General features: G+C 67.5%; 18 protein-coding genes. 7 read left to right on the forward strand and 11 right to left on the reverse strand.

Translation table 11 applies throughout. The annotated features are described in order from the left end of the window. Nucleotides 1-112 precede the first annotated feature (112 nt). Entirely contained in the window at nt 113-1,432 is a 1,320-nt protein-coding gene (locus GEU84_RS07815; RefSeq protein WP_174539417.1) for a serine hydroxymethyltransferase, read from the reverse strand. Between the two features lie 104 nt (nt 1,433-1,536). On the opposite strand from GEU84_RS07815, the gene GEU84_RS07820 reads away from it, so the two are divergent. The 3 genes from GEU84_RS07820 (at nt 1,537) to GEU84_RS07830 (ending at nt 5,090) form a co-directional block, all read left to right on the forward strand. Next, complete coding sequence (locus tag GEU84_RS07820) at nt 1,537-2,406, forward strand: LysR family transcriptional regulator (protein ID WP_174539418.1); 870 nt, start codon at nt 1,537-1,539, stop codon at nt 2,404-2,406. Nucleotides 2,407-2,532: 126 nt separating this feature from the next. Beyond that, complete coding sequence (locus tag GEU84_RS07825; RefSeq protein ID WP_174539723.1) at nt 2,533-3,072, forward strand: RNA polymerase sigma factor; 540 nt, start codon at nt 2,533-2,535, stop codon at nt 3,070-3,072. Next, nucleotides 3,069-5,090, forward strand: coding sequence for a VWA domain-containing protein (locus GEU84_RS07830; RefSeq protein WP_174539419.1), 2,022 nt, complete (start codon nt 3,069-3,071; stop codon nt 5,088-5,090). The genes GEU84_RS07825 and GEU84_RS07830 overlap by 4 nt, the downstream gene beginning before the upstream one ends. Nucleotides 5,091-5,224: 134 nt before the next feature. On the opposite strand, the gene GEU84_RS07835 is transcribed toward GEU84_RS07830, so the two are convergent. The 5 genes from GEU84_RS07835 to GEU84_RS07855 form a co-directional block, all read right to left on the reverse strand. Then, complete coding sequence (locus GEU84_RS07835; protein ID WP_174539420.1) at nt 5,225-5,695, reverse strand: Hsp20 family protein; 471 nt, start codon at nt 5,693-5,695, stop codon at nt 5,225-5,227. A gap of 147 nt (nt 5,696-5,842) precedes the next feature. Further along, on the reverse strand, nt 5,843-6,646 hold the full coding sequence (locus tag GEU84_RS07840) for a trypsin-like serine peptidase (RefSeq protein WP_174539724.1): 804 nt from the start codon (nt 6,644-6,646) through the stop codon (nt 5,843-5,845). 81 nt (nt 6,647-6,727) lie between these two features. Next, nucleotides 6,728-8,059, reverse strand: a complete 1,332-nt coding sequence (gene glcF / locus GEU84_RS07845; protein WP_174539421.1) for a glycolate oxidase subunit GlcF — start codon at nt 8,057-8,059, stop codon at nt 6,728-6,730. Between the two features lie 15 nt (nt 8,060-8,074). Next, entirely contained in the window at nt 8,075-9,169 is a 1,095-nt protein-coding gene (locus tag GEU84_RS07850; RefSeq protein WP_174539422.1) for an FAD-binding protein, read from the reverse strand. Nucleotides 9,170-9,235: 66 nt separating this feature from the next. Beyond that, a complete protein-coding gene (locus tag GEU84_RS07855; protein ID WP_174539423.1) occupies nt 9,236-10,669 on the reverse strand; it encodes an FAD-linked oxidase C-terminal domain-containing protein in 1,434 nt (477 codons plus the stop codon). Between the two features lie 81 nt (nt 10,670-10,750). Between GEU84_RS07855 and GEU84_RS07860 the strand changes: the two genes are divergently transcribed. Next, nucleotides 10,751-11,446, forward strand: a complete 696-nt coding sequence (locus GEU84_RS07860) for a DUF599 domain-containing protein (protein ID WP_174539424.1) — start codon at nt 10,751-10,753, stop codon at nt 11,444-11,446. A 25-nt stretch (nt 11,447-11,471) separates the two neighbouring features. Here the strand turns inward: GEU84_RS07860 and GEU84_RS07865 are convergent, their stop codons facing one another. Genes GEU84_RS07865 through GEU84_RS07880 form a run of 4 tightly spaced genes read right to left on the reverse strand, consistent with a single transcriptional unit; the run spans nt 11,472 to nt 18,182 of the window. Beyond that, a complete protein-coding gene (locus GEU84_RS07865) occupies nt 11,472-13,553 on the reverse strand; it encodes a glutamine amidotransferase (RefSeq protein WP_174539425.1) in 2,082 nt (693 codons plus the stop codon). Next, the gene (locus GEU84_RS07870) at nt 13,550-16,309 is read right to left on the reverse strand and encodes a DUF4159 domain-containing protein (RefSeq protein ID WP_174539426.1); all 2,760 of its coding nucleotides are present in this window, start codon (nt 16,307-16,309) and stop codon (nt 13,550-13,552) included. Before GEU84_RS07870 ends, GEU84_RS07865 begins: the two co-directional genes overlap by 4 nt. Then, nucleotides 16,309-17,181: a DUF58 domain-containing protein gene (locus GEU84_RS07875; protein WP_174539427.1), complete on the reverse strand. Its 873-nt coding sequence runs from the start codon at nt 17,179-17,181 to the stop codon at nt 16,309-16,311. The genes GEU84_RS07870 and GEU84_RS07875 overlap by 1 nt, the downstream gene beginning before the upstream one ends. Further along, nucleotides 17,178-18,182 (reverse strand): AAA family ATPase, encoded by a 1,005-nt coding sequence (locus tag GEU84_RS07880; RefSeq protein ID WP_174539428.1) that lies wholly within the window; start codon nt 18,180-18,182, stop codon nt 17,178-17,180. The genes GEU84_RS07875 and GEU84_RS07880 overlap by 4 nt, the downstream gene beginning before the upstream one ends. Nucleotides 18,183-18,252: 70 nt before the next feature. On the opposite strand from GEU84_RS07880, the gene GEU84_RS07885 reads away from it, so the two are divergent. The 3 genes from GEU84_RS07885 (at nt 18,253) to GEU84_RS07895 (ending at nt 19,418) form a co-directional block, all read left to right on the forward strand. Next, a complete protein-coding gene (locus GEU84_RS07885) occupies nt 18,253-18,846 on the forward strand; it encodes a DUF1285 domain-containing protein (RefSeq protein WP_174539429.1) in 594 nt (197 codons plus the stop codon). A gap of 101 nt (nt 18,847-18,947) precedes the next feature. Continuing rightward, nucleotides 18,948-19,169: a DUF2798 domain-containing protein gene (locus GEU84_RS07890; protein WP_174539430.1), complete on the forward strand. Its 222-nt coding sequence runs from the start codon at nt 18,948-18,950 to the stop codon at nt 19,167-19,169. Between the two features lie 69 nt (nt 19,170-19,238). Continuing rightward, entirely contained in the window at nt 19,239-19,418 is a 180-nt protein-coding gene (locus tag GEU84_RS07895; protein ID WP_174539431.1) for a zinc-finger domain-containing protein, read from the forward strand. An 82-nt stretch (nt 19,419-19,500) separates the two neighbouring features. On the opposite strand, the gene GEU84_RS07900 is transcribed toward GEU84_RS07895, so the two are convergent. After that, nucleotides 19,501-19,905, reverse strand: a complete 405-nt coding sequence (locus tag GEU84_RS07900; protein WP_174539432.1) for a hypothetical protein — start codon at nt 19,903-19,905, stop codon at nt 19,501-19,503. Between the last annotated feature and the right edge of the window lie 33 nt (nt 19,906-19,938).

Genomic DNA, 19,938 nt, shown 5'->3' on the forward strand with positions numbered 1-19,938 from the left:
GCAACCGCAACGCGGCAATGACGCTGGCTTGACGCTTTGGCGACAGGTGACGGCGGAAAGGCCCGCCACCGCCGCCGGGCTGTGGCGCAGGCGGGTTGCAGCCGCTGGCCTGCTATCTGCGGATGTAATGCAGCCGGTCAAATCCCGCCCTCAGCGCCGCCACGCGGGGCGCCAGCGTTTCAGGTGCGTTTGACCGCAGCGCCTCGGCGATCAGCGCGGCAAGGGCGGGTGCATCCGCTTCCGTCACGCCCCAGCGCACCAGTTCGGGTGTGCCGATGCGCAGCCCGTTCAGGTCGCCCGCAACCGGGGCGATGGGCAGGCCGATGCCGCAAGCCAGAAACCCGGCGCGGCGCAGGGTTTTCGATGCCGCCTGCCCGCCGCCGAAGCCCGCCGCCACAACCGCGAACTGGTGCGATGTGGTATAGCCCCTCTCTGCCGCAAACACCGGCAGGCCCTCATCCGCCAGCGCCTTTGCCAAAGCCTGCGCCACCGCCACCATTTTCGCCCCGTAAGCCCGGCCATGTTCGCGCCAGTCCAGCAGGGTGATGGCCAGCGCGGCCGATTTGGCCGCGTCGAAATTAGCCGTCATGCCGGGGTAGGCAATCGCATCCAGCCGTTCGGCAATCGCCGCATCGCGTGTCACGATCACGCCACCCGCCGGGCCACCAAGGCTTTTGTAGGTGGAAAACGTCATCAGATGCGCGCCTTGGTCCAGCGGGTTGGCCCAGACCCCGCTGGCGATGATGCCGCACTGGTGCGCCGCGTCGAACAGCACCTGCGCGCCCACCTCATCGGCAATGGCCCGCACCGCGCGCACCGGATGGGCGAACAGGTTCAGGCTGCCACCCACGGTGATGATCTTGGGCCGCACCCGCACCGCCAGTTCGCGCAAGGCCGGAATATCCAGCGTATAGCCATCGGCATCCACCGGGGCGTTGTGCGTGACCAGCCCGTAAAGCCCGGCACAGCCCGCCGCGTGGTGGGTCACATGGCCGCCGATGCTGGCAGGCGGCGCGATGATCGCATCACCGGGCTTGGCCAGCGCCATGAAGCCATAAAGATTGGCCATCGCGCCCGAGGCGCAGCGAATCTCGGCGTGGGTCGCGCCAAAGATCTCGCAGGCCAGTTCGGCGGCAATCACCTCGATCTCCTCGATCGCCTCCAGCCCCATTTCATACTTGTCACCGGGATAGCCCAGCGACGGGCGCGACCCCAGACCGCGCGCCAATGCCGCCTCGGCCACCGGGTTCATCACATTGGTGGCCGGGTTCAGGTTGAAGCAATCGCGTTCGTGGATCTGCTGGTTCGCCACGATCAGCGCCTCGATCCGCGCGGCCACCGCATCGGACGGGGCGGCAACACGGGCGGCGATGCCCTGCATGTAGGTTTCGCAGGCAGCGGGCACCCAGGGGCGGGGGGCAAGGTGAGTCATGTTCGGCACTCCAGAAGGCGATGATTGCGGGCATCATCCGCATTGCGCCTTGCCCCGGCAAACCAGTTTTGCAAAACTTTAGGCGTAGAAAATCTGAGGCTGCCATGCCCGTCGCCCCGCCCCGCCCCAAACCCCCTGCGCTGAATGCCCTCAGGGCCTTCGAGGCTGCCGCGCGGCTGGGCGGCTTTGCAGCGGCGGCGGATGAGCTGGGCGTGACCCCCGGCGCGGTGGCGGCCCATGTCAAGGCGCTGGAGGATGATCTGGGGGCCATGCTGTTCCAGCGCCAGCCGCAGGGCGTCACGCTGACGCCATTGGCCCGCCGCGCCCTGCCCGGACTGTCGGAGGCGTTCGACCGGCTTGGGCTGGCGGTGCAGGGGCTGCGGGCCGAGGCGGCCCCCAGAACCGTGCATATCGCCACCCTGCCCGCCATCGCGCAACTGTGGCTGTCACCCCGCCTGCCCGCGATCCGCGAGGGCTTGCCCGGCATCACCGTGTCGATCACGGCACTGGAGGCCCCGCCCAACCTGAAACGCGCGCCCTATGACCTGAGCCTGTTCTACCGCCCGCCAAGCGAGGGCCGCATTCTGGCGCAGGATGTGATCTTTCCGGTCTGCGCCCCCGCCATGGCCGCGCGTCTGCACAGCCCCGCCGACCTGCTGGCCGTGCCCTGCCTGACCGACACCGCCTGGGCGGGTGATTGGGCGGCCTGGGCCGCCATCGCCCTGCCGGGGCAGGAATTTGCCCCGCGCGGGCCGGTGTTTTCGCTCTACGCGCTGGCTTTGGCCGAGGCGGTGAATGGCGCGGGCGTGCTGATCGGGCATGAGGCGCTGGTGCGCCCGGCGCTGGATGCCGGAACGCTGGTCGCCCCCTTTGCCCAGCGCGCGACCCTGCCCTGCCCCCTGGTGCTGTGGTCGGCCCGCCCGCCGCGCATTGGCAGCGCCGCGGCGCGGGTGGCGGCTCTGCTGGGCGGATAGCGCGGCCCCACGACGCCGCGATGAAAGCCGCGCAGGCTTGAAAAATGCCCTGCGGGCGCAAACGCAAAAGATTCACGCCACGCCAAGGATTGCCCCGCCCCCTGCGTCCAACCTATCGTGATGCTCATGGAAACGCCCGATGAATCCCTTGCCACAGCTGCCGCATCGGGCGACCGCGCGGCTTTCGGCGCGCTGCTGGCGCGGCATTACGACCGGGTGTTCGGGCTGGCCTACAGGCTTACCGGCAGCCGGGCCGAGGCCGAGGATCTGACGCAGGACATCTGTGCGGCCCTGCCCGCCAAGTTGCGGTCATGGCGCGGCGAGGCGCGGTTCACCACATGGCTTTACCGTGTCACGGTGAACGCAGCCCATGACCGGCGGCGGCGCATGGCCACGCATCTGCGGGCGGCAAATGGCTGGGGCGATTGGGAAATCGCCCGGCAGGACGAAATGCACGAGGCCCGCGCGGCACAGGATTGGCTGGCCAGCGCCATGGCCCGCCTGCCGCCCGACCTGCGCGACACGGTGGCGCTGACGCTGGGCGAGGAGCTGACACAGGGCGAGGCCGCCCTTGTGCTGGGCGTGTCCGAGGGCACGGTGGCCTGGCGCATGTCAGAGGTCAGGAAACGCCTGCGGGCCATGGCGGCAGAGGAGACCGGGACATGACCGATGATCTTGACGCCCTGCGCGCCGCATTGCGCGCCACACCCGCCCCCGATGCCGGGGCAAAGGCGGCGGCGCTGCGGCTGGCGATGGAAAATTTCGACCGGATTTCCAAGGCCGGGCTCCAAGAATCAACCCATGTCTCGCGTCCCAATCAGGACCGCCCTTCGCGGGCGGGGTTTCTGAAAGGATTGCAGACCATGTTTGACACCCTGACCTCGCGCGCCGCCCTTGCCGCCACCACATCGGTCGCGGCGCTGTGCCTTGGCCTTGTCGTCGTCTTGCCGCTGGCCGACGGGCCGCAGCCCACGGCCCCGGCGCTGCCCGAAATCGCCACCCTGCCCCAGCCCGCACCCGAACCGCAGGCCGATGCGGGCGCGGCCCGCAGCCGCATGGCCGCCGCCCCTGAATCGGAAGCCCCTTCCGCCGACATGCAGGCCACCGACTTGCAGGCCGCCGAAAGCGTGGTGGTGGGCGAAGTGGCCCCTATGGCTGCCGCCCCAGCCCCGCCGCTGGCAAAGCGCGGCGCCCCCGCACTGGCGCAGGACAGCGGCACCGGGGCTTTCATGCCCGAGGGCCGCACCATGGCCGCGCCGGATGGCATCGCCATGCCGATGCCCGAGGATACCGAGGCTTTCGCCAATGCCGATGCCAACCCGGTGAAGGTGACGGCGGAACAGCCTGTATCCACCTTCGCCATCGACGTGGATACCGCCAGCTATGCCATCATCCGCTCCAGCCTGAACGCGGGGGCGCTGCCGCCGCCCGATGCCGTGCGGGTGGAGGAGATGGTGAATTACTTCCCCTACGCCTATCCGGCCCCAGCCCCGGGCGAGGCCCCCTTTACGACCACCGTCACCGTGCTGCCCGCGCCCTGGAACACGGGCAAGCAACTGGTGCATATCGGGCTGCAAGGCCGCCTGCCCGCACAGGACGACCGCCCGCCGCTGAACCTGGTGTTCCTGATCGACACCTCCGGTTCGATGGACGAGGCCAACAAGCTGCCACTGTTGCAGCAATCGTTGCGGCTGATGCTGCGGCAATTGCGCCCCGAGGATCAGGTGGCCATCGTCGCCTATGCCGGGTCGGCGGGGCTGGTGCTGGAACCCACGGCGGCCAGCGAAAGTGCCACCATCATGGCCGCGCTGGACAGGCTGGCAGCGGGCGGATCGACGGCGGGGGCCGAGGGGCTGGAACTGGCCTATGCCACGGCCGCCAGGATGGCGGGCGCGGGCGAGGTCAGCCGTGTGCTGCTGGCCACCGACGGCGATTTCAACGTGGGCCTCAGCGACCCTGCGGCGCTGACCGATTACATCGCCCGGCAGCGCGATACCGGCATCTACCTGTCGGTGCTGGGTTTTGGTCGCGGCAATCTGGATGATGCCACGATGCAGGCGCTGGCGCAGAACGGCAACGGGCAGGCCGCCTATATCGACACCCTGTCCGAAGCCCGCAAGGTGCTGGTGGACCAGTTGACCGGCGCGCTGTTCCCCATCGCGGGTGACGTGAAGATACAGGTGGAATGGAACCCCGCAACGGTCGCCGAATACCGCCTGATCGGGTTCGAGACCCGCGCCCTGCGGCGTGAGGATTTCAACAAAGACGCCGTGGATGCGGGCGAGATCGGCGCGGGCCATTCCATGACCGCGATCTATGAGGTGACGCCGGTGGGCAGCCCTGCCCTGCTGAACGACCCGCTGCGCTATGCGGCGGAAACTCCCGCCGGAGACGCCAGCGAACTCGGCTTTCTGCGGCTGCGCTACAAGGCCCCGGGCGAGGAGACTTCGGCGCTGATCGAAACGCCGATCCTGCCCGAAACCGGGCCTGCAACCGACGACGTGCGTTTCGGCGTGGCGATTGCCGGCTTTGGCCAGTTGCTGACCGGGGCCACCTATCTGGGCGATTGGGGCTGGGATCAGGCGATTGCGCAGGCACTGGCGGCGCGGGGAGACGACCCCTTCGGCTATCGAATCGAGGCGGTGAACCTGATGCGGCTGGCGCAGGGGCTGGACGGGCGCTGATACGCAAAGGGCGCGCCGGAGTTGGCGCGCCCTGCACAACTTGTCTTGATGGCACGCTCATCAAACCTTGGCGGTTTTCATCGCTGGCTTGGCGAAGATTGACCGCCGGGGGATGATGAGCGCCGCCCGAAGCCTTACACCGTCACCGTCTGCGCCACGCCGTCAATCGCCTTGGGCTGATCCGGGCGGGCGATCTCGATCCGCCGGGGTTTCAGCGCCTCGGGGGTTTCGCGCACAAGGTCGATGTGCAGCATGCCGTGCTCATGCGCGGCACCCGTCACGCGCACATGATCGGCCAGCGCAAAGCGGCGCTCAAAGGCGCGGGTGGCGATGCCACGGTGCAGATAGCTGCGGTTCGCCTCGTCAGCCGCCTTGCGGGCGGTGATGTGCAACGTGCCTTCCTTGACCTCGACGGTCAGTTCATCCGGCGTGAAACCGGCCACGGCCACCGAGATGCGATAGGCATGTTCGGCCGTCTTTTCAATGTTGTAGGGCGGATAGGTGGGCTGGGCGACATCATTGGTCAAAACCCGGTCCATCAGATCGGCGATCCGGTCAAAACCCACGGTCGCACGGTAAAGCGGTGCAAAATCATAGCTGCGCATGTCATCCTCCAGGAGCGATGTCTGATGCCCTCCCGTCACGGGCAGGGCGGTTGTCCGGGCCCGTCATGGCACCCGGATACCGCTGATTTGGGAAACTGCGCCACAGGTTTCAAGAGGGAGGATGCCAGCGAAAGCGCGCCACCCCGGTCAGGGCTGGCCGGGTTTAACGAATTTCGCGCCGCCCTGCGCATTGCCCGCCAGACCGCCCGACAGGGTGCGCACCCCCGGCACTGCCCGCGCCGCCACGCCCCCGCCCCCTGCCAGTTCGGCCATCAGCACGGCCAGCGGCTCTTCCAGCGCGGTGCCCAGCGCCACCGGCTTGCCATCCACCTCGGCCTTGGCCGACACGACAGAAACCACCCGCGCCACACCGTCGCGCACCGCAAAGATCGGCGCGCCTGACGACCCGAAATCCACCGTGCAGGACAGCACCAGAACGCCCGGCTGGCGGCCCAGCACATGACAGACCTGTTGCAGGCTGGGCGCCTCGGACCGGTCCTGCGCATAGCTGACAACGCCCACCTCGTCGCCCTTCTGGGGTCGGGCATCGGTGTCAAACGGAATGACCGACGGCAGGCGGATCGGCTGATCCAGCTCCAGCAGCGCCAGATCGAACGCCACGCGGTCCAGCTTTTCCAGCCCGCCATAGACATATTCCGGGTGCGCCACGGCGCGGCGCACCTGGCGATAGGCAGCAGCCCGGCCGTTGCGCCATCCCGCCAGAAACTCGATCTCTGCCGCGTCGATGCGCGCGCCGGTCTCCTTGTCGAACAGGCAATGCGCCGCCGTCAGCACCAGTTGCGGCGCGATCAGCGCCCCGGTGCAAAACCCCTTGCGCCCCAGCGTCAGCTTGCCTACCGCTTCCCAGCCCCGGCTGTCATCGCCGGTCTGCAACGCGCGCAGCGCGGTTTCCTGTGCCTGAACCGGGGCCACCATCAGCGAAAGAACCATCAGCAACATACTGCACCGCACACGCAATTTCTGGCAACCTCCGCTGGACCAGCCCTTCACTAGGCCGGGTATACGGCGGATTTATGGCCTGTGGCCAGCAGCTTGTGGGCCAGCCGCGGCCAGTGCCCGGGGGCGCGGCCCGCCCGTCGCCCAGTCCAGCAATTCCACCGTATGCACCACCGGAATGCCGGTGCCCGAGCCGATCTGCATCATGCAGCCGATATTGCCCGCCGCGATGATGTCGGGGGCTTTGGCCTCCAGCGTCTGCACCTTGCGCGCCTTCAACTGCTGCGAGATCACGGGTTGCAGCAGGTTATAGGTGCCCGCCGAGCCGCAGCACAAATGGCTGTCGGCAGGTTCCACCACGGTAAAGCCCGCCCGTTTCAGCAGGTCTTTCGGCGCGGTTTTCACCTGCTGGCCGTGTTGCAGCGAACAGGCCGCGTGATAGGCCACCTTCACGCCCTTCGCCGTGCCAGATACAAAAGACTCGGGCGGGATACCCAACTTTGCCAGCAATTCGCTGATGTCCATCGCCATGCCCGCCACCATGGCCGCATCCGCCGCCAAGGGATCGTTGCGGAACATGTGGCCGTAATCCTTCACCGTCGTGCCGCAGCCGCTGGTGTTGATGACCACGGCATCCAGCCCCGCCGCCCGCTTTTCCGCCATCCATGCCGCGATGTTCGCCGCCGCCGATGCATGGGCCTGCGCCGCCTTGCCCATGTGATGCGTCAGCGCGCCGCAACAGCCCATGCCCTTGGCGATCACCACCTCGCAGCCCAGCCGCCGCAACAGCCGGATCGTGGCATCGTTGATGTCGGTGTTCAGCGCCTTTTGCGCGCAGCCGGTCAGCAGCGCCACCCGCATCCGGCGCGGGCCTTGCGCCGCAAACACCTGCGGGTCATCGTTGCGGCTGACCGGGGGGATGGTTTTCGGCGCCATCGCCAACATCGCCCGCAGCCGCGCATCGGGCATCAGCCGCGCAAAGGGACGACCCATTTTCGCCCCCAGCAGCGCCAGCCGGAACCGCGTGGGGTGCGGGATCACCAGCGCCAGCACCCAGCGCAGGGCGCGGTCGGTGAAGGGCCGCCGGTAGGTTTTCTCGATATATTCCCGCGCATTATCGACCAGATGCATGTAATGCACACCCGAGGGGCAGGTGGTCATGCAGGCCAGACACGACAGGCAGCGGTCGATATGTTTCACCGTCTGGGCATCGGCGGGGCGGCCTTGCTCCAGCATGTCCTTTATCAGGTAAATCCGCCCGCGCGGGCTGTCCAGTTCGTCACCCAGCACCTGATAGGTGGGGCAGGTCGCCGTGCAGAACCCGCAATGCACGCAGGACCGCAGAATTTCGTTCGACCGCTGGATGGCGGGGTCTTTCAACTGTTCGGGGGTAAAGGTGGTCTGCATGATGCCCTCCGGCGTTCAGGCCATCAGGCCGGGGTTCAGGATGCCGCGCGGGTCGAACTTGGCGCGCAGACCGGCGGTCAGCGCCGCCACTCCGGCAGGCTCCGGGTGGAAGGGTGCTACATGCGCCCGCGTCACCGCGGATGCCCTTAGCAGCGTCGCATGCCCCTGAAACGGCCCGACAACCGCTCGCAGATCGGTGCCTTCAGCCACCAAGGCCCAGACCAGCCCGCCACCCCAGTCATAAAGCACGTCACCCGGCACACGCGCGGCGATGCCCGCCGCATCCGACGGCTTCACCGACAGCCGCCACACGTCGCCCGCCCTCCCGTGAAACGGCGCCACATCGCGGATGCCGGGCCAGCGCGCAGCGCCCTCCTCCACCGTCACATCACCAAACGCCGCCAGCACATCTGCCAGCCGCCCGGCCCGGTAGGCAACCGATGCCGCAAAGCCCTCGATCCGCAGAAACGTGCCCTGCCCCGGCCAGTGCGCCGCGCCCGTCACCTCATAGGGTGATCCCAGCGCCGCCGCCATCGCCACCACCGCCTGCGCGTCGCCCAGCCCGTCCAGCACCAGCGTCGCCGCCGTCTCGGGCACCGGCAGCGTCTTGAAGGCCACCTCCGACAGAACCCCCAGCGTCCCCCATGACCCCGCCATCAGCTTGACCAGATCATAGCCGGTGACATTCTTCATCACCCGCCCGCCGTTTTTCACCACCATGCCCATGCCATCGACAAACCGCACCCCGATCAGGCTGTCGCGGCAGGCCCCCTGCAACCGCCGCGGACCCGAGGCATTGGCCGCCACCACCCCACCCAGCGTGCTGTCTCCCGCAGTGCCCAGCAGCCCCCGCATGTCCGGCACCTCGAACGGCAGACGCTGCCCCTCTGCCGACAGAGCCGCCTCCACCTCCGCCAAGGCTGTGCCCGCCCCCGCCACCAGCGTCAGCGCCCCCGGTTCATACAGCGAAATCCCGGCCAGCCCGCAAGTCTCCAGCACCTCGCCCGCCACCGCCCGCCCGATGCCGCGCGTGCCGCCCCCGACAATGCGCAAGGGGCCATTTGCCCCGCGCACCGCCTCGGCCAGTTCAGCCTCTGTCCCTGGCCGCATCCCACTTCCTCATTTTCTGTCTGAAAATATCCTCGGGGGTCCGGGGGCAGACAGCCCCCGGCGCTCTCAGGCTGCGCGCCGCCCGGCGGTCACGCCCAGCGGAAACACTTTTGCCGGGTTCAACAGCCACGCCGGATCGAACACATCCTTCACCCGCAACTGCGCCTCCATGTCATCGGCGGCAAACTGCACCGCCATCAGGTCGCGCTTCTCGATGCCCACGCCATGTTCGCCGGTCAGGCAGCCGCCGACCTCCACACACAGGCGCAAGATATCGGCCCCCATCGCCTCGCACAGTTCCAGATCCCCGGGCTTGTTGGCGTCGAACAGGATCAGCGGGTGCATGTTGCCATCGCCCGCGTGGAACACATTGGCCACGTCCAGCCCGTATTCCTTTGACAGCTCACCGATGCGCCGCAGCACAAATGGCAGCGCCGTGACCGGGATCGTGCCATCGAGGCACATGTAATCATTGATCTGGCCCATCGCGCCAAAGGCCGATTTGCGGCCCAGCCAGATGCGTTTGGCCTGATCTTCATCCGCCGCTTCGCGAAACTCCACCGGGTTGTGGCGCAGGGCGATGGCCTTGATCAGCGCCAGTTGCTCGTCGATCTCGGCAGGTGAACCTTCAACCTCGACAATCAGCAGCGCCTCGCAATCGGGATAGCCCGCCTTGGCAAAGGCCTCGCAGGCGCGGATGCAGGGGCGGTCCATGAATTCGATGGCCACGGGCAGCACGCCGGCCTTGATGATGTCCGACACGCAGGCCCCCGCCACCTCGTTGGCGTCAAAGGCGATCAGCACGGGCCGCGCGCCTTCGGGCTTTGGCAGAATGCGCAGCGTCGCCTCTGTCACCACGCCCAACTGCCCTTCGGACCCGCAGATCACGCCCAGCAGGTCCAGGCCCGGCGCATCCATATGCGCGCCGCCGATGTCCAGCACGGTGCCATCCATCTGCACCAGCGTCACGCCCAGCAGGTTGTTGGTCGTCACACCATATTTCAGGCAATGCGCCCCGCCCGAGTTCATGGCGATGTTGCCCGCAATGGCGCAGGCCAGTTGGCTGGACGGATCAGGGGCGTAAAAGAACCCATCAGATTCCACCGCACCCGTCACCGACAGGTTGGTGCGCCCCGACTGCACCCGAATGAAACGGTTGGCATAATCCGTCTCGATCACGCCGTTCATGCGCGCCACGCCCAGAATGACGCAATCGGCGGTGGGCAGCGCCCCGCCCGCAAGGCTGGTGCCCGACCCGCGCGGCACCACCGGCACGCCTTCCTCGAAACACACTCGCAGCACCGCCGACACCTCGGCCGTCGTGCGCGGCAGAACTGCGGCCAGCGGCGGGCAGCGGTATGCGGTCAGCGCGTCGCACTCATAGGCCCGCACCTCGTGAGGTTCATGGATCACCGCGTCAGCGGGCAGCACCGCCTGAAGGCGAGCCACGATCTGCGCCTTGCGGGCGATGATGGCGGGGTCTGGCTGTGGCATATCCATGGCGCAACTCCTCTATTGGTCAACTAATATAACCAATTTTGCCATTTGGCAAGCTACACCTTTCGCGCCTATGGTCGCGGCATGAACATGCTGCCCCTGCTTGGCCCGCTGGGCCCCCGCGACGCGCTGGCCTTTGGCCTGCTGGTTCTGGCCTGGGCCGGGATCGGCTGGATCATCGAACATCCGCCCGCCCGCCGCAAATCGGTGTCGGTGCTGATGACCGACTACCGCCGCGAATGGATGCGCCAGTTCGTGACCCGCCAGCCGCGCATATTCGATGCCAACGTGATCGACAGTCTGCGGCAGGGCACGGCGTTTTTCGCATCTGCCACCATGATCGCCATCGGCGGCGGCATCGCGCTGATCGGCAATTCCGAAAGGCTGGTGGGGCTGGCGCAGGATCTGACGCTGGCCGCCGAGGCCGTGGTGATCGAGATCAAGGTGATCGTGGTCCTGCTGTTCGTCGCCAATGCTTTCCTGAAATTTGTCTGGGCGCACCGGCTGTTTGGCTATTGCGCCATCCTGATGGCCGCCGTGCCGAATGATCCCGCCGATCCGCTGGCCTATATCCGCGCGGCGCAGGCGGCCGAAATAAACATCACCGCCGCGCGCAGTTTCAACCGTGGGCTCCGGGCGGTGTATTTCGCGCTAGGGGCTCTAGGCTGGCTTTTGGGCCCCGAGGCGCTGATCCTTGCCACGCTGGCCACCAGTGCCGTGACCCTGCGGCGCGAGTTCGCGTCGGTTTCGCGCCGCGTGATGCTGGGCGAGGGATTGTAACCCCGCGGCTGCGGCGCAGGGCGACTTAGCCCGGCCGCCCCGCCTTGCCGCCAAAACGCCCTTCGCGCAGCCATGCGGCCAGTGCCAGGCCTGCAGCCAGCAGCAGCCACGCCCAGCCGGGCAGAATCGCCGCCACGCGGATATCCTGCGTCACATAGGCCCCGCGCGGGGTGATGCCGATCCAGCCGCGGCCTGCCGCCACCCGTCCCTCGCCCACCGCGCGGATATCGGGCGCGCCGTCCTCCAGCCGCAGGATGCCGCCGCCGGTGGGTTCGGTCACGGGTTCCAGCTTTTCCCCGCTGGCGATGGTTTCCTCGAATTCCTTCGGCGCACTTGGCCCCACGGCAACGACAGCCGACAGATCGCCCTGCGCCAGCCGGTAAAGCCCGATCTCGGGCGCGTCCCAATCGGCGGCATAGCGGCCCGGGCTGACCTCGGGCATCGGCAGCACGGTTTCCGTGCCATCCGGCCCGGTGATTGTCACATCACCCGGGGCGTCCTTGATGGTGCGGCGACTGATGGTCAAGCTTTGCCCGGTGGCCAGCGCGGTCAGCGCCTCTTCCTCCAGCTCGGGTTCCTTCATCATCCAATGCGCCAGCCTGCGCAGCAGCTCCAGCTGCGGCCCGCCCCCTTCATACCCTCGCCCCCACAGCCAGGCATGGTCAGACGCCAGCACCGCCACCCGGCCTTCGCCCTCGCGCGCCAGAACCAGCAGCGGGGCATCGCTTGCGCCCTGCATCACCACCTGCCCGCCCTCTTTGGCCGAGATCTCGATCTGGCGGAACCAGCGGCCCCAGCCACCCTCCGGGGCCAGATCGTCCAGCCCCTCGGTGACGGGGTGGCGGCGGCCAAGGTCGGTCAGCGCCGGGCGGAAACCTTCCTCGATCACCCGGCTGGTCGCCTCCACCGGCAGGATATCGGCAAGGGGGCTGCGATACAGGCTGTCGGCCGAGCCGAACTCCGGTCCCGCCGCCACCAGAACCGTGCCGCCGTTGGTCACATAATCCCGCACGTTTTCAAGGTAGGATGTCGGCAGGATGCCCCGCAGCCGGTAGCGGTCAAAGATGATCAGATCGAATTCCTCGATCTTTTCCACAAACAATTCGCGCGTGGGAAAGGCGATCAGGCTCAGCTCGCTGACCGGAATGCCATCCTGCTTTTCCGGTGGGCGCAGGATGGTGAAATGCACCAGATCCACCGCCGCATCGGATTTCAAAAGGTTGCGCCAGACCCGTTCCCCCGCATGCGGTTCGCCCGAGACCAGCAGCACCCGAAGCCGGTCACGCACGCCGTTGATCTGCACGACGGCGGCATTGTTGCGGTCTGTCAGTTCGCCGTCGGTCACGGCGGTCTGGAATTGCAGCACGTTCATGCCGCCATGCGGCAGAGTGACGGGCAGTTCCATATCCTCACCCACCGGCACGCGGTAGGTCTGGGGTTCCGCGCCATCGATGGCAATGGTCAGGTCCGCCTCGGACCCAAGGGCTGCGGGCACTGCGCCCTGATCCTCGATGCGCAGGGTCAGGGTCACGGGTTCGCCGATGATGGCGAAGGCAGGTGCGTTGCGGATGATCAGGCGGCGGTCCCAATCGGCCTCGCGCCCCGTCAGCAGCACATGCAGGGGGGCGGGCATCTGCGGGGCCAAGGCCATGTCATGCGCCTGGCCGTCGGTGATCAGGATGGCCCCGGCCACCCGGGCGCGGGGTTCTTCGGCCAAAGCCTCGGCCAGCGCCGTCATCAGTTCGGTGCCGCCGTCGCCCTCGGCATCGCCAAGGCGCACCACGCGCAGCTCGGTATTTTCCAGCGATGCCACCTCTGCCTCGACCCGCGCCAATGCGGCTGCCGCCTGATCCGGCCGGTCGCCGATACGCTGGCTGGCGCTGTCATCCACCACGGCGATCACGATGTCGGTCAGGGGCTGGCGGTCTTCCTCCTGCAACGCAGGGTTGGCCAGCGCCAGCAGCAGCACCGCCAACGACAGCCCCCGCAGCCACCAGCCCGACAGGCCGCGCCAGATGGCAAAGGCCAGCATCAGCGCACCAAGCACGGCCAGCACGCCCAGCACCACCCAGGGCAGCAGCGGGTCGAAGATCACCGTTCCGGTCATTGGCCCAACCTTTCCAGCAGGGCGGGCACATGCACCTGATCGGATTTGTAGTTGCCCGTCAGCACATGCATGATCAGGTTCACGCCAAAGCGATAGGAAATCTCGCGCTGCCGCTCGCCCGCATAGCCGCGCCCCACGGGGAACATCGGCACGCCACGGTCATCCACCGCCCAGGCCGCGGCCCAGTCATTGCCACCGATCACCACAGGCGTCACACCGTCATTGAGGTTGCGGAATGGCATGCCTTCGGCCTGTTCGGCATCCGGCGGGGCGGCCTCGACCCACAGGGCGGGGCTGGTGTAGCGGCCCGGGAAATCCTGCAACAAATAGAACGTTCGCGTCAGCACATGGTCGGCGGGAATCGGTTCCAGCGGCGGCACATCCAGCCCTGCCGCCAGCCGCTGCAACTGCCGCCCCTCGGGTGACGCGCCGCCAAGGCCCGCCACATCGCCATCGCGCGTGTCGAACAGGATCATCCCGCCGGTGCGCAGATAATCATTCAGCTTGCTGTAGGCGGTGGGCGAGGGCAGCGGCTGCGTGGCTGTCACGGGCCAGTAAAGAAACGGGAAAAACGCCAGCTCATCGGATTCGATGTTCACCCCGATCGGGTTGGCAGGTTCCACCGAGGTGCGTTCGAACAGCCGCATGCCGATGCCGCGCAGCCCTGCGGCGGCAATGTCATTGACGCGCCCGTCATCGGTCATCACATAGGCCAGTCGCACCTCGGTCGTCGCCTCCAGCGCAAAGGCATCGTCCGGCAGCGGGGCTTCCTGCGCGCCGGCCTCGGGCATAGGCAGCAATGCCAGCAGCAGCAGGGCCACACCCACTTGCCGCCCCAGCCGCCCCGACACCCACAAAGCCGCCAGAATATCCAGCAGCAGCAACCCCAGCCCGCCCGCAAGGAACGCGCCCTTAAGCGCCTGTTCCTGCGGCGCTTCCAACCCTTCGATCACCACCTGCTGCGGCCAGTCGGCGGCGGCCAGCACCGTATCGGCCCCGATCACGTTCAGCGCCACCCGGCGATCCTCGCCCGCGTATAGCCCCGGCATCAGCCCCGGCCCCAGCGGCCCGCTGGCCAGCAACGTGCCATCAACCCCCGGCATGTCACCCGCATCCGAAAGCAGGCCAAAGGCATCCAGCACCACCTGCGGCGCCCAGATTTGCCCGGCCAGATCGGCTTCGTCCAGCGCAGCGGTGCGAGTCGATACCGCCAGCCGTTCCAGCATCTGCACGAACAGCCCCGACAAGGGCAGCGTGGACCATTCGGCATTGGCCGTCACATGCACCAACACCACCTGCCCCTGCCCCACCTCGTTGCGCGTCACCAGGGGCGTGCCATCGGCGAGTGCCGCAATGGTGCGCGAGGCCAGTTCCGGGTCGGGCTGGGCCAGCACCTGAGCGGTCACGGAAACCTCGTCCGGCACGGGCAGGCCAAAGAAGGGCGAGCCTTCGGCAAAGGGGGCCAGGGCCTTGGGCTCACCCCAGCTCATCGCGCCGCCCACGGTGCGCCCACCCTCGCGCAGCCTGACCGGCATCAGCGGATCGGCGGCATCGCGCGCCAGATCGCTGGCCGCCAGACGCGGCCCGGCAAAGCGCAAGAGCAACCCGCCCTCATCCAGCCAATCCAGTATGCCATCGGTTTCGGCCTGGCTCAGCCGCGCCACATCGGCCAGCACGATCACATCAGGGCTGGCCAGCAGCACATCGGCCAGCGATCCGTCGATCAGTTCGGCCACAGGCTCCAAAGCCTGCCGCAGGTAATGCGTGGGCGACAGCAGTTGCAATTCCTCGCGGTCGTCCCGGCCCGCGATCAGCGCAACCTTGCGGCGTTTCAGGCTGTCATCGGTCAGGCTGATGGCCCCGGCCGACCGGATGCCCGCGACTTCAAAGCGCGCGATGCGGTTGCGCAGTTCGGGAGGCAGCGACAGCGCCGCCTCAGCCTCGCCCGCGCCTGCCGTAAAGTTCAGCGGCACCCGGGCCAGTTCCCGCTCGATCCCCGCCGGGTCAAGGCCGCGCGCCGCCACATCCACCGTCACCGCATCGCCCGCAGGCAGGCGCAGCGCCGACAGTTGCACCTCGCCATCGGCAAAACCGGCGGGTTTCAGCGCCAGAACCGGGCGGGGGCTTTCAAACACCGTAACGGCACCGCGCGATTCCAGCGCGGCCAGCAATGTGTCGCGGCCCGGATGATCCACACCATCCGACAGCCAGAAGCTGCTGAAACCGCCCTCCGGCAGGGCTTCGGCCCAATCCGCCAGATCGGCAGGCGCCCAGGGGTTCGGCACCAGCCCCGCCAGCCGTTCACCCCAGGCATTCGCCGCCTGGAACACCGGCACCTCGGGCGCATCGGTCAGGCGGATGACGGCGACCGACCGGCCCTCGCGCCCCGCCTCGTCCACCAGCGCCTGCGCGCGGTCGATCCGGCGCGGCCAGTCGCGGGCATCGGCCCATGACGCATCGAACAGGATCAACAGCGGCCCGTCGCCCGCCTGCCGTTCCTGCGGGTTCAGCACCGGCCCGGCAAAGGCGATGATCGCCGCCGCCACCGCCAGCGCGCGCAGCAGCAAAAGCCACCATGGCGTCTTGTCGGTTTCCGTTTCGTCATCGGTCAGGCCCAGCAGCAGCGCCACCCCCGGAAAGCGCCGCCGGATCGGCGCGGGCGGCACGGCGCGCAGCAACAGCCACAGGATTGGCAGGGCGATCAGCCCCAGCAAAACCAGCGGCGCAGTGAAACCAAGGGGCCCGAGCATCCACATCAGCTTGTGCGCTCCAACGCCCGGTAAAGCCACAGCAGCGCAGGTTGCGCCCCAAGGCCGGTGTGATGGCAGTGATAGTGCCAGCCGGATGCCCGCGCGAGGGTTTCCAGCCGTGCTTTGCGTTCGGCGAGCCGTGCCATGTAGCGCCCGCGCAGGTCGCCCGCCCGCAGCGTTTCATGCCTGAGGCTGCCACCCATCGATTCGAATATCGTGCGCCCGTCAAACGGGAAATCTTCCTCGGCCGGGTCCAGCACCTGGACCAGCGCACCGCGCACGCCCTTGTCAGACGCCGCAGCAATTGCCGCCTCGACCCCCGCCAGATCGCCCAGAAAATCGGAAATGAACACCGCGCGCCCATGCGTCACCATGCCGGTGGCATCGGGTGCGCCGTAATCTGCCGTGCCGTCCTGTTCCAGCGCATCGGCCAACCGCAAGACCTGACCGCGCCCTGACCGTGCAGGCACCACCTGCCCCGCCAGCCCCACACGCTCGCCCCCGCGCAGCAGCAGCACGGCCAGCGCCAGCGCCAGCAGCCGCGCGCGGTCGGCCTTGGATGCGCGCGCCCTGTCGCCGGTAAACCCCATCGACCGCGCGGCATCGACCCACAGCGTCACCGTCTGCGCCGCCTGCCATTCGCGTTCGCGCACGAAATGCGCATCAGACCGGGCCGAACGCCGCCAGTCGATCATCCGGGCGCTGTCACCCGCATGGGCAGGCCGGTATTGCCAGAATTCGTCACCCATGCCCGCACGCCTGCGCCCGTGATCGCCAAGGATCACCGTGGCCGCCAGATGGTCGGCAGAAGCCAACAGGGGCGGCAAAGCCTGCCCCAAAGCCTCGGCCCGGGGGCGAAGGGAAAGGGTTTCGGTCACGCGGCGGCCTCAAGCCGCATCACGCGGGTCACAACACGGTCGATCACGCCGCCCAGATCTTCGCCCCGCGCCCGCGCGGCAAAGTTCAGCGCCATACGGTGCACCATCACCGGCCGCGCCATCGCCGCCACATCGGCAACCGACGGGGCCAAACGCCCGTCCAGCAGCGCCCGCGCCCGCACCATCAGCATCAGCGCCTGCGCCGCGCGCGGCCCGGGGCCCCAGGACAGCACATCGGCCAAAGCCGCGCCTTCGGGTTCGCCCGGGCGGCAGGCGCGCACCAGATCAAGGATCGCCTCGACCACCGTATCGCCCACCGGCATCCGCCGCAGCACCGCCTGCCCGGCAATCAGTTCCTCCCCCGCGAACACCTGATGCACCTGCGCATCCTCGGCCCCCGTGGTGGCGATCAGGATGTCACGTTCGGTCGCGCGGGTGGGGTAATGCACATCGACCTGCACAAGGAAACGGTCCAGCTGCGCCTCGGGCAGCGGATAGGTGCCTTCCTGTTCGATGGGGTTCTGGGTCGCCAGCACATGAAACGGGCGGCCGAGCGGGCGGTGCTGGCCCGCAATCGTCACCTCACGCTCCTGCATGGCCTGCAGCAGCGCCGACTGGGTGCGCGGGCTGGCGCGGTTGATCTCATCCGCCAGCAGCAACTGGCAAAAGATAGGCCCTTCGATGAACCGGAAAGCGCGGGAACCGTCGGCTGCGGAATCCAGCACTTCTGACCCCAAGATATCGGCGGGCATCAGATCGGGGGTGAACTGGATGCGGCTGCCTTTCAGCCCCATCACCGTGGCCAAAGTATCGACCAGCCGCGTCTTGCCCAGGCCCGGCAGACCCACCAGCAGCGCATGCCCGCCGCACAGCATGGCGCCAAGCACAAGGTCAACTACTGTTTCCTGCCCGATGAAGCGGCGGTTTATGCTGGCCTTGGCCGCGCCCAGCTTTTCGCCCAGTGCTTCGATCTCGGCGACCAGTGTGGCGGGTTCGGCCATGACAATTCTCCTCGTCAGGTTATATCCTTATCAGACCAAACTATGACGCCCGGCACAAATGGCAAAAAGCATGAGCGGACAAATGATCGTGAAACCCTCGGCAGAAAACCTGCTTGCCTCGGTGCAGGCCGCAAAAGCGGGCAAGGATGGCGGCGCGCCGGTGCATCTGTGGAACCCGCCCTATTGCGGCGAGATCGACATCCGCATCGCGCGCGATGGCACATGGTTCCATGACGGCACGCCGATTGGCCGGATGGGGCTGGTCAAACTGTTCTCCTCGATCCTGAAACGCGAGGGCGACAGGTTCTATCTGGTCACGCCGGTGGAAAAGGTCGGCATCGTGGTGGAAGACGCGCCGTTTGTGGCGGTGGATTTCGATGTGGCCGGGGCGGGGGATGCGCAGGCGATCACCTTCAGCACCCATGTGGGCGACCGGGTGACTGCCGGCCCCGATCACCCGATCCGGGTGGAACGCGACGCGGCAACCGGCGAACCTTCGCCCTATGTCATGGTGCGGGCGGGGCTGGAGGCGCTGATCGACCGCAAGTCGTTTTACCGGCTGGTCGACATCGGGGTGCATGACGCGGCGGGCGGCGACGCATGGTTCGGCCTGTGGTCGGGCGGCACGTTCTTTCCGGTGATCCCCTCGGCAGACCTTGGCTGAGGCCTGCCTTTCCGGACATCCCGCCACCATTGACCTTGGCTGCCTTGGCCACTACCCCTCGACCACGTATTTCGTCTGTTGGCGACCAAGGAGGATGCCGCATGATCCCCGCCCGTTTCGCGCCCGTGCTGTTTGGCCTGATCCTGTCGGGCCTGATGTCCTGTGTGGTGTCCGGCATCGCCACGGCACGCGCGCTGGGGCTGGGCGAGGGCTTTGTTGCGGACTGGTTCTTTGCCTGGCTGCCCTCATGGGCCGTGGCCTTTCCCACGGTGCTGCTGGTGGCACCTTTCACACGGCGCATCGTGGCGCGCCTGACACGCTGAGCGGCCCTTGCCGCATCTGCGCAACTCGCTATCATGCAGCCACCAGCCACGCCGCCAGAGGACGACCCCATGCCCATCGCCGCGCCCGAAACCGAAACCGTCTCCACCTGGAAAGTCGCCTGTGACGGTGGGGCGGGCGGGCATCCGCGTGTCTGGCTGACGATCCCTGCCGACAAGGGATGGGTCGAATGTGGCTATTGCGACAAGCGCTATGTGATCGACCGCGCCCATGCGGGTGACGACCACTGAGCCTTGCCTGCCCTGCCCGACAGGGTGGCACGGGGCTGCGCAGGCAGATGCCCTGCGCCCCGTGCCAGGCAACCGCGGCAGATCAGTAAGGATAAGCGCGCAGCTGCCAGACCTGATCGGGCGCGTTGAAACATTCGCCCATGTTCGCCACGAATCCCGACGGATAGGCGCGGCTGTCAAACCGCAAGGTGAACCGGCCCCAATTGGTTGACTGGATGCCATCCGGTCCCGTCAGCGATGCCGAACAGCTCCCGTCGCTGCCAGGCGCTATCCAATACCCTTCGTGGATGCCCCGCCGGTCAAAATTGCCGATCAGGTTTTCGATATACATCTCGGCGCGGCCCGGGGCGAAGGGGAAGGAAAACACCACAATTTCGCCGACGTCGCGCTCATAGATGATTTCACCCTGGTCCGAGGACCACATTTCATCGGCAACAGCAGGCCCGGTGCACAGCAGGGCCAGCAGCGCGGCGGCAATTTTCTTCATGTGTTTTCCATTTTATATTCGGCATTTAACTGC

Source organism: Fertoeibacter niger (assembly GCF_009380135.2).
GTDB lineage: Bacteria > Pseudomonadota > Alphaproteobacteria > Rhodobacterales > Rhodobacteraceae > Fertoeibacter > Fertoeibacter niger.

Bases quoted from the DNA above. Each gene is read 5' to 3' on its own strand.
- GEU84_RS07850 (WP_174539422.1), bottom strand. From the start codon at position 9,169: ATGCGGCCAGGGACAGAGGCTGAACTGGCCGAGGCGGTGCGCGGGGCA.
- GEU84_RS07890 (WP_174539430.1), top strand. From the start codon at position 18,948: ATGATCCCCGCCCGTTTCGCGCCCGTGCTGTTTGGCCTGATCCTGTCG.
- GEU84_RS07840 (WP_174539724.1), bottom strand. From the start codon at position 6,646: ATGGTTCTTTCGCTGATGGTGGCCCCGGTTCAGGCACAGGAAACCGCG.
- glcF (WP_174539421.1), bottom strand. From the start codon at position 8,059: ATGCAGACCACCTTTACCCCCGAACAGTTGAAAGACCCCGCCATCCAG.
- GEU84_RS07820 (WP_174539418.1), top strand. From the start codon at position 1,537: ATGCCCGTCGCCCCGCCCCGCCCCAAACCCCCTGCGCTGAATGCCCTC.
- GEU84_RS07900 (WP_174539432.1), bottom strand. From the start codon at position 19,905: ATGAAGAAAATTGCCGCCGCGCTGCTGGCCCTGCTGTGCACCGGGCCT.
- GEU84_RS07870 (WP_174539426.1), bottom strand. From the start codon at position 16,309: ATGTGGATGCTCGGGCCCCTTGGTTTCACTGCGCCGCTGGTTTTGCTG.
- GEU84_RS07835 (WP_174539420.1), bottom strand. From the start codon at position 5,695: ATGCGCAGCTATGATTTTGCACCGCTTTACCGTGCGACCGTGGGTTTT.
- GEU84_RS07855 (WP_174539423.1), bottom strand. From the start codon at position 10,669: ATGGATATGCCACAGCCAGACCCCGCCATCATCGCCCGCAAGGCGCAG.
- GEU84_RS07880 (WP_174539428.1), bottom strand. From the start codon at position 18,182: ATGGCCGAACCCGCCACACTGGTCGCCGAGATCGAAGCACTGGGCGAA.
- GEU84_RS07825 (WP_174539723.1), top strand. From the start codon at position 2,533: ATGGAAACGCCCGATGAATCCCTTGCCACAGCTGCCGCATCGGGCGAC.
- GEU84_RS07815 (WP_174539417.1), bottom strand. From the start codon at position 1,432: ATGACTCACCTTGCCCCCCGCCCCTGGGTGCCCGCTGCCTGCGAAACC.
- GEU84_RS07830 (WP_174539419.1), top strand. From the start codon at position 3,069: ATGACCGATGATCTTGACGCCCTGCGCGCCGCATTGCGCGCCACACCC.
- GEU84_RS07885 (WP_174539429.1), top strand. From the start codon at position 18,253: ATGAGCGGACAAATGATCGTGAAACCCTCGGCAGAAAACCTGCTTGCC.
- GEU84_RS07860 (WP_174539424.1), top strand. From the start codon at position 10,751: ATGAACATGCTGCCCCTGCTTGGCCCGCTGGGCCCCCGCGACGCGCTG.
- GEU84_RS07865 (WP_174539425.1), bottom strand. From the start codon at position 13,553: ATGACCGGAACGGTGATCTTCGACCCGCTGCTGCCCTGGGTGGTGCTG.
- GEU84_RS07895 (WP_174539431.1), top strand. From the start codon at position 19,239: ATGCCCATCGCCGCGCCCGAAACCGAAACCGTCTCCACCTGGAAAGTC.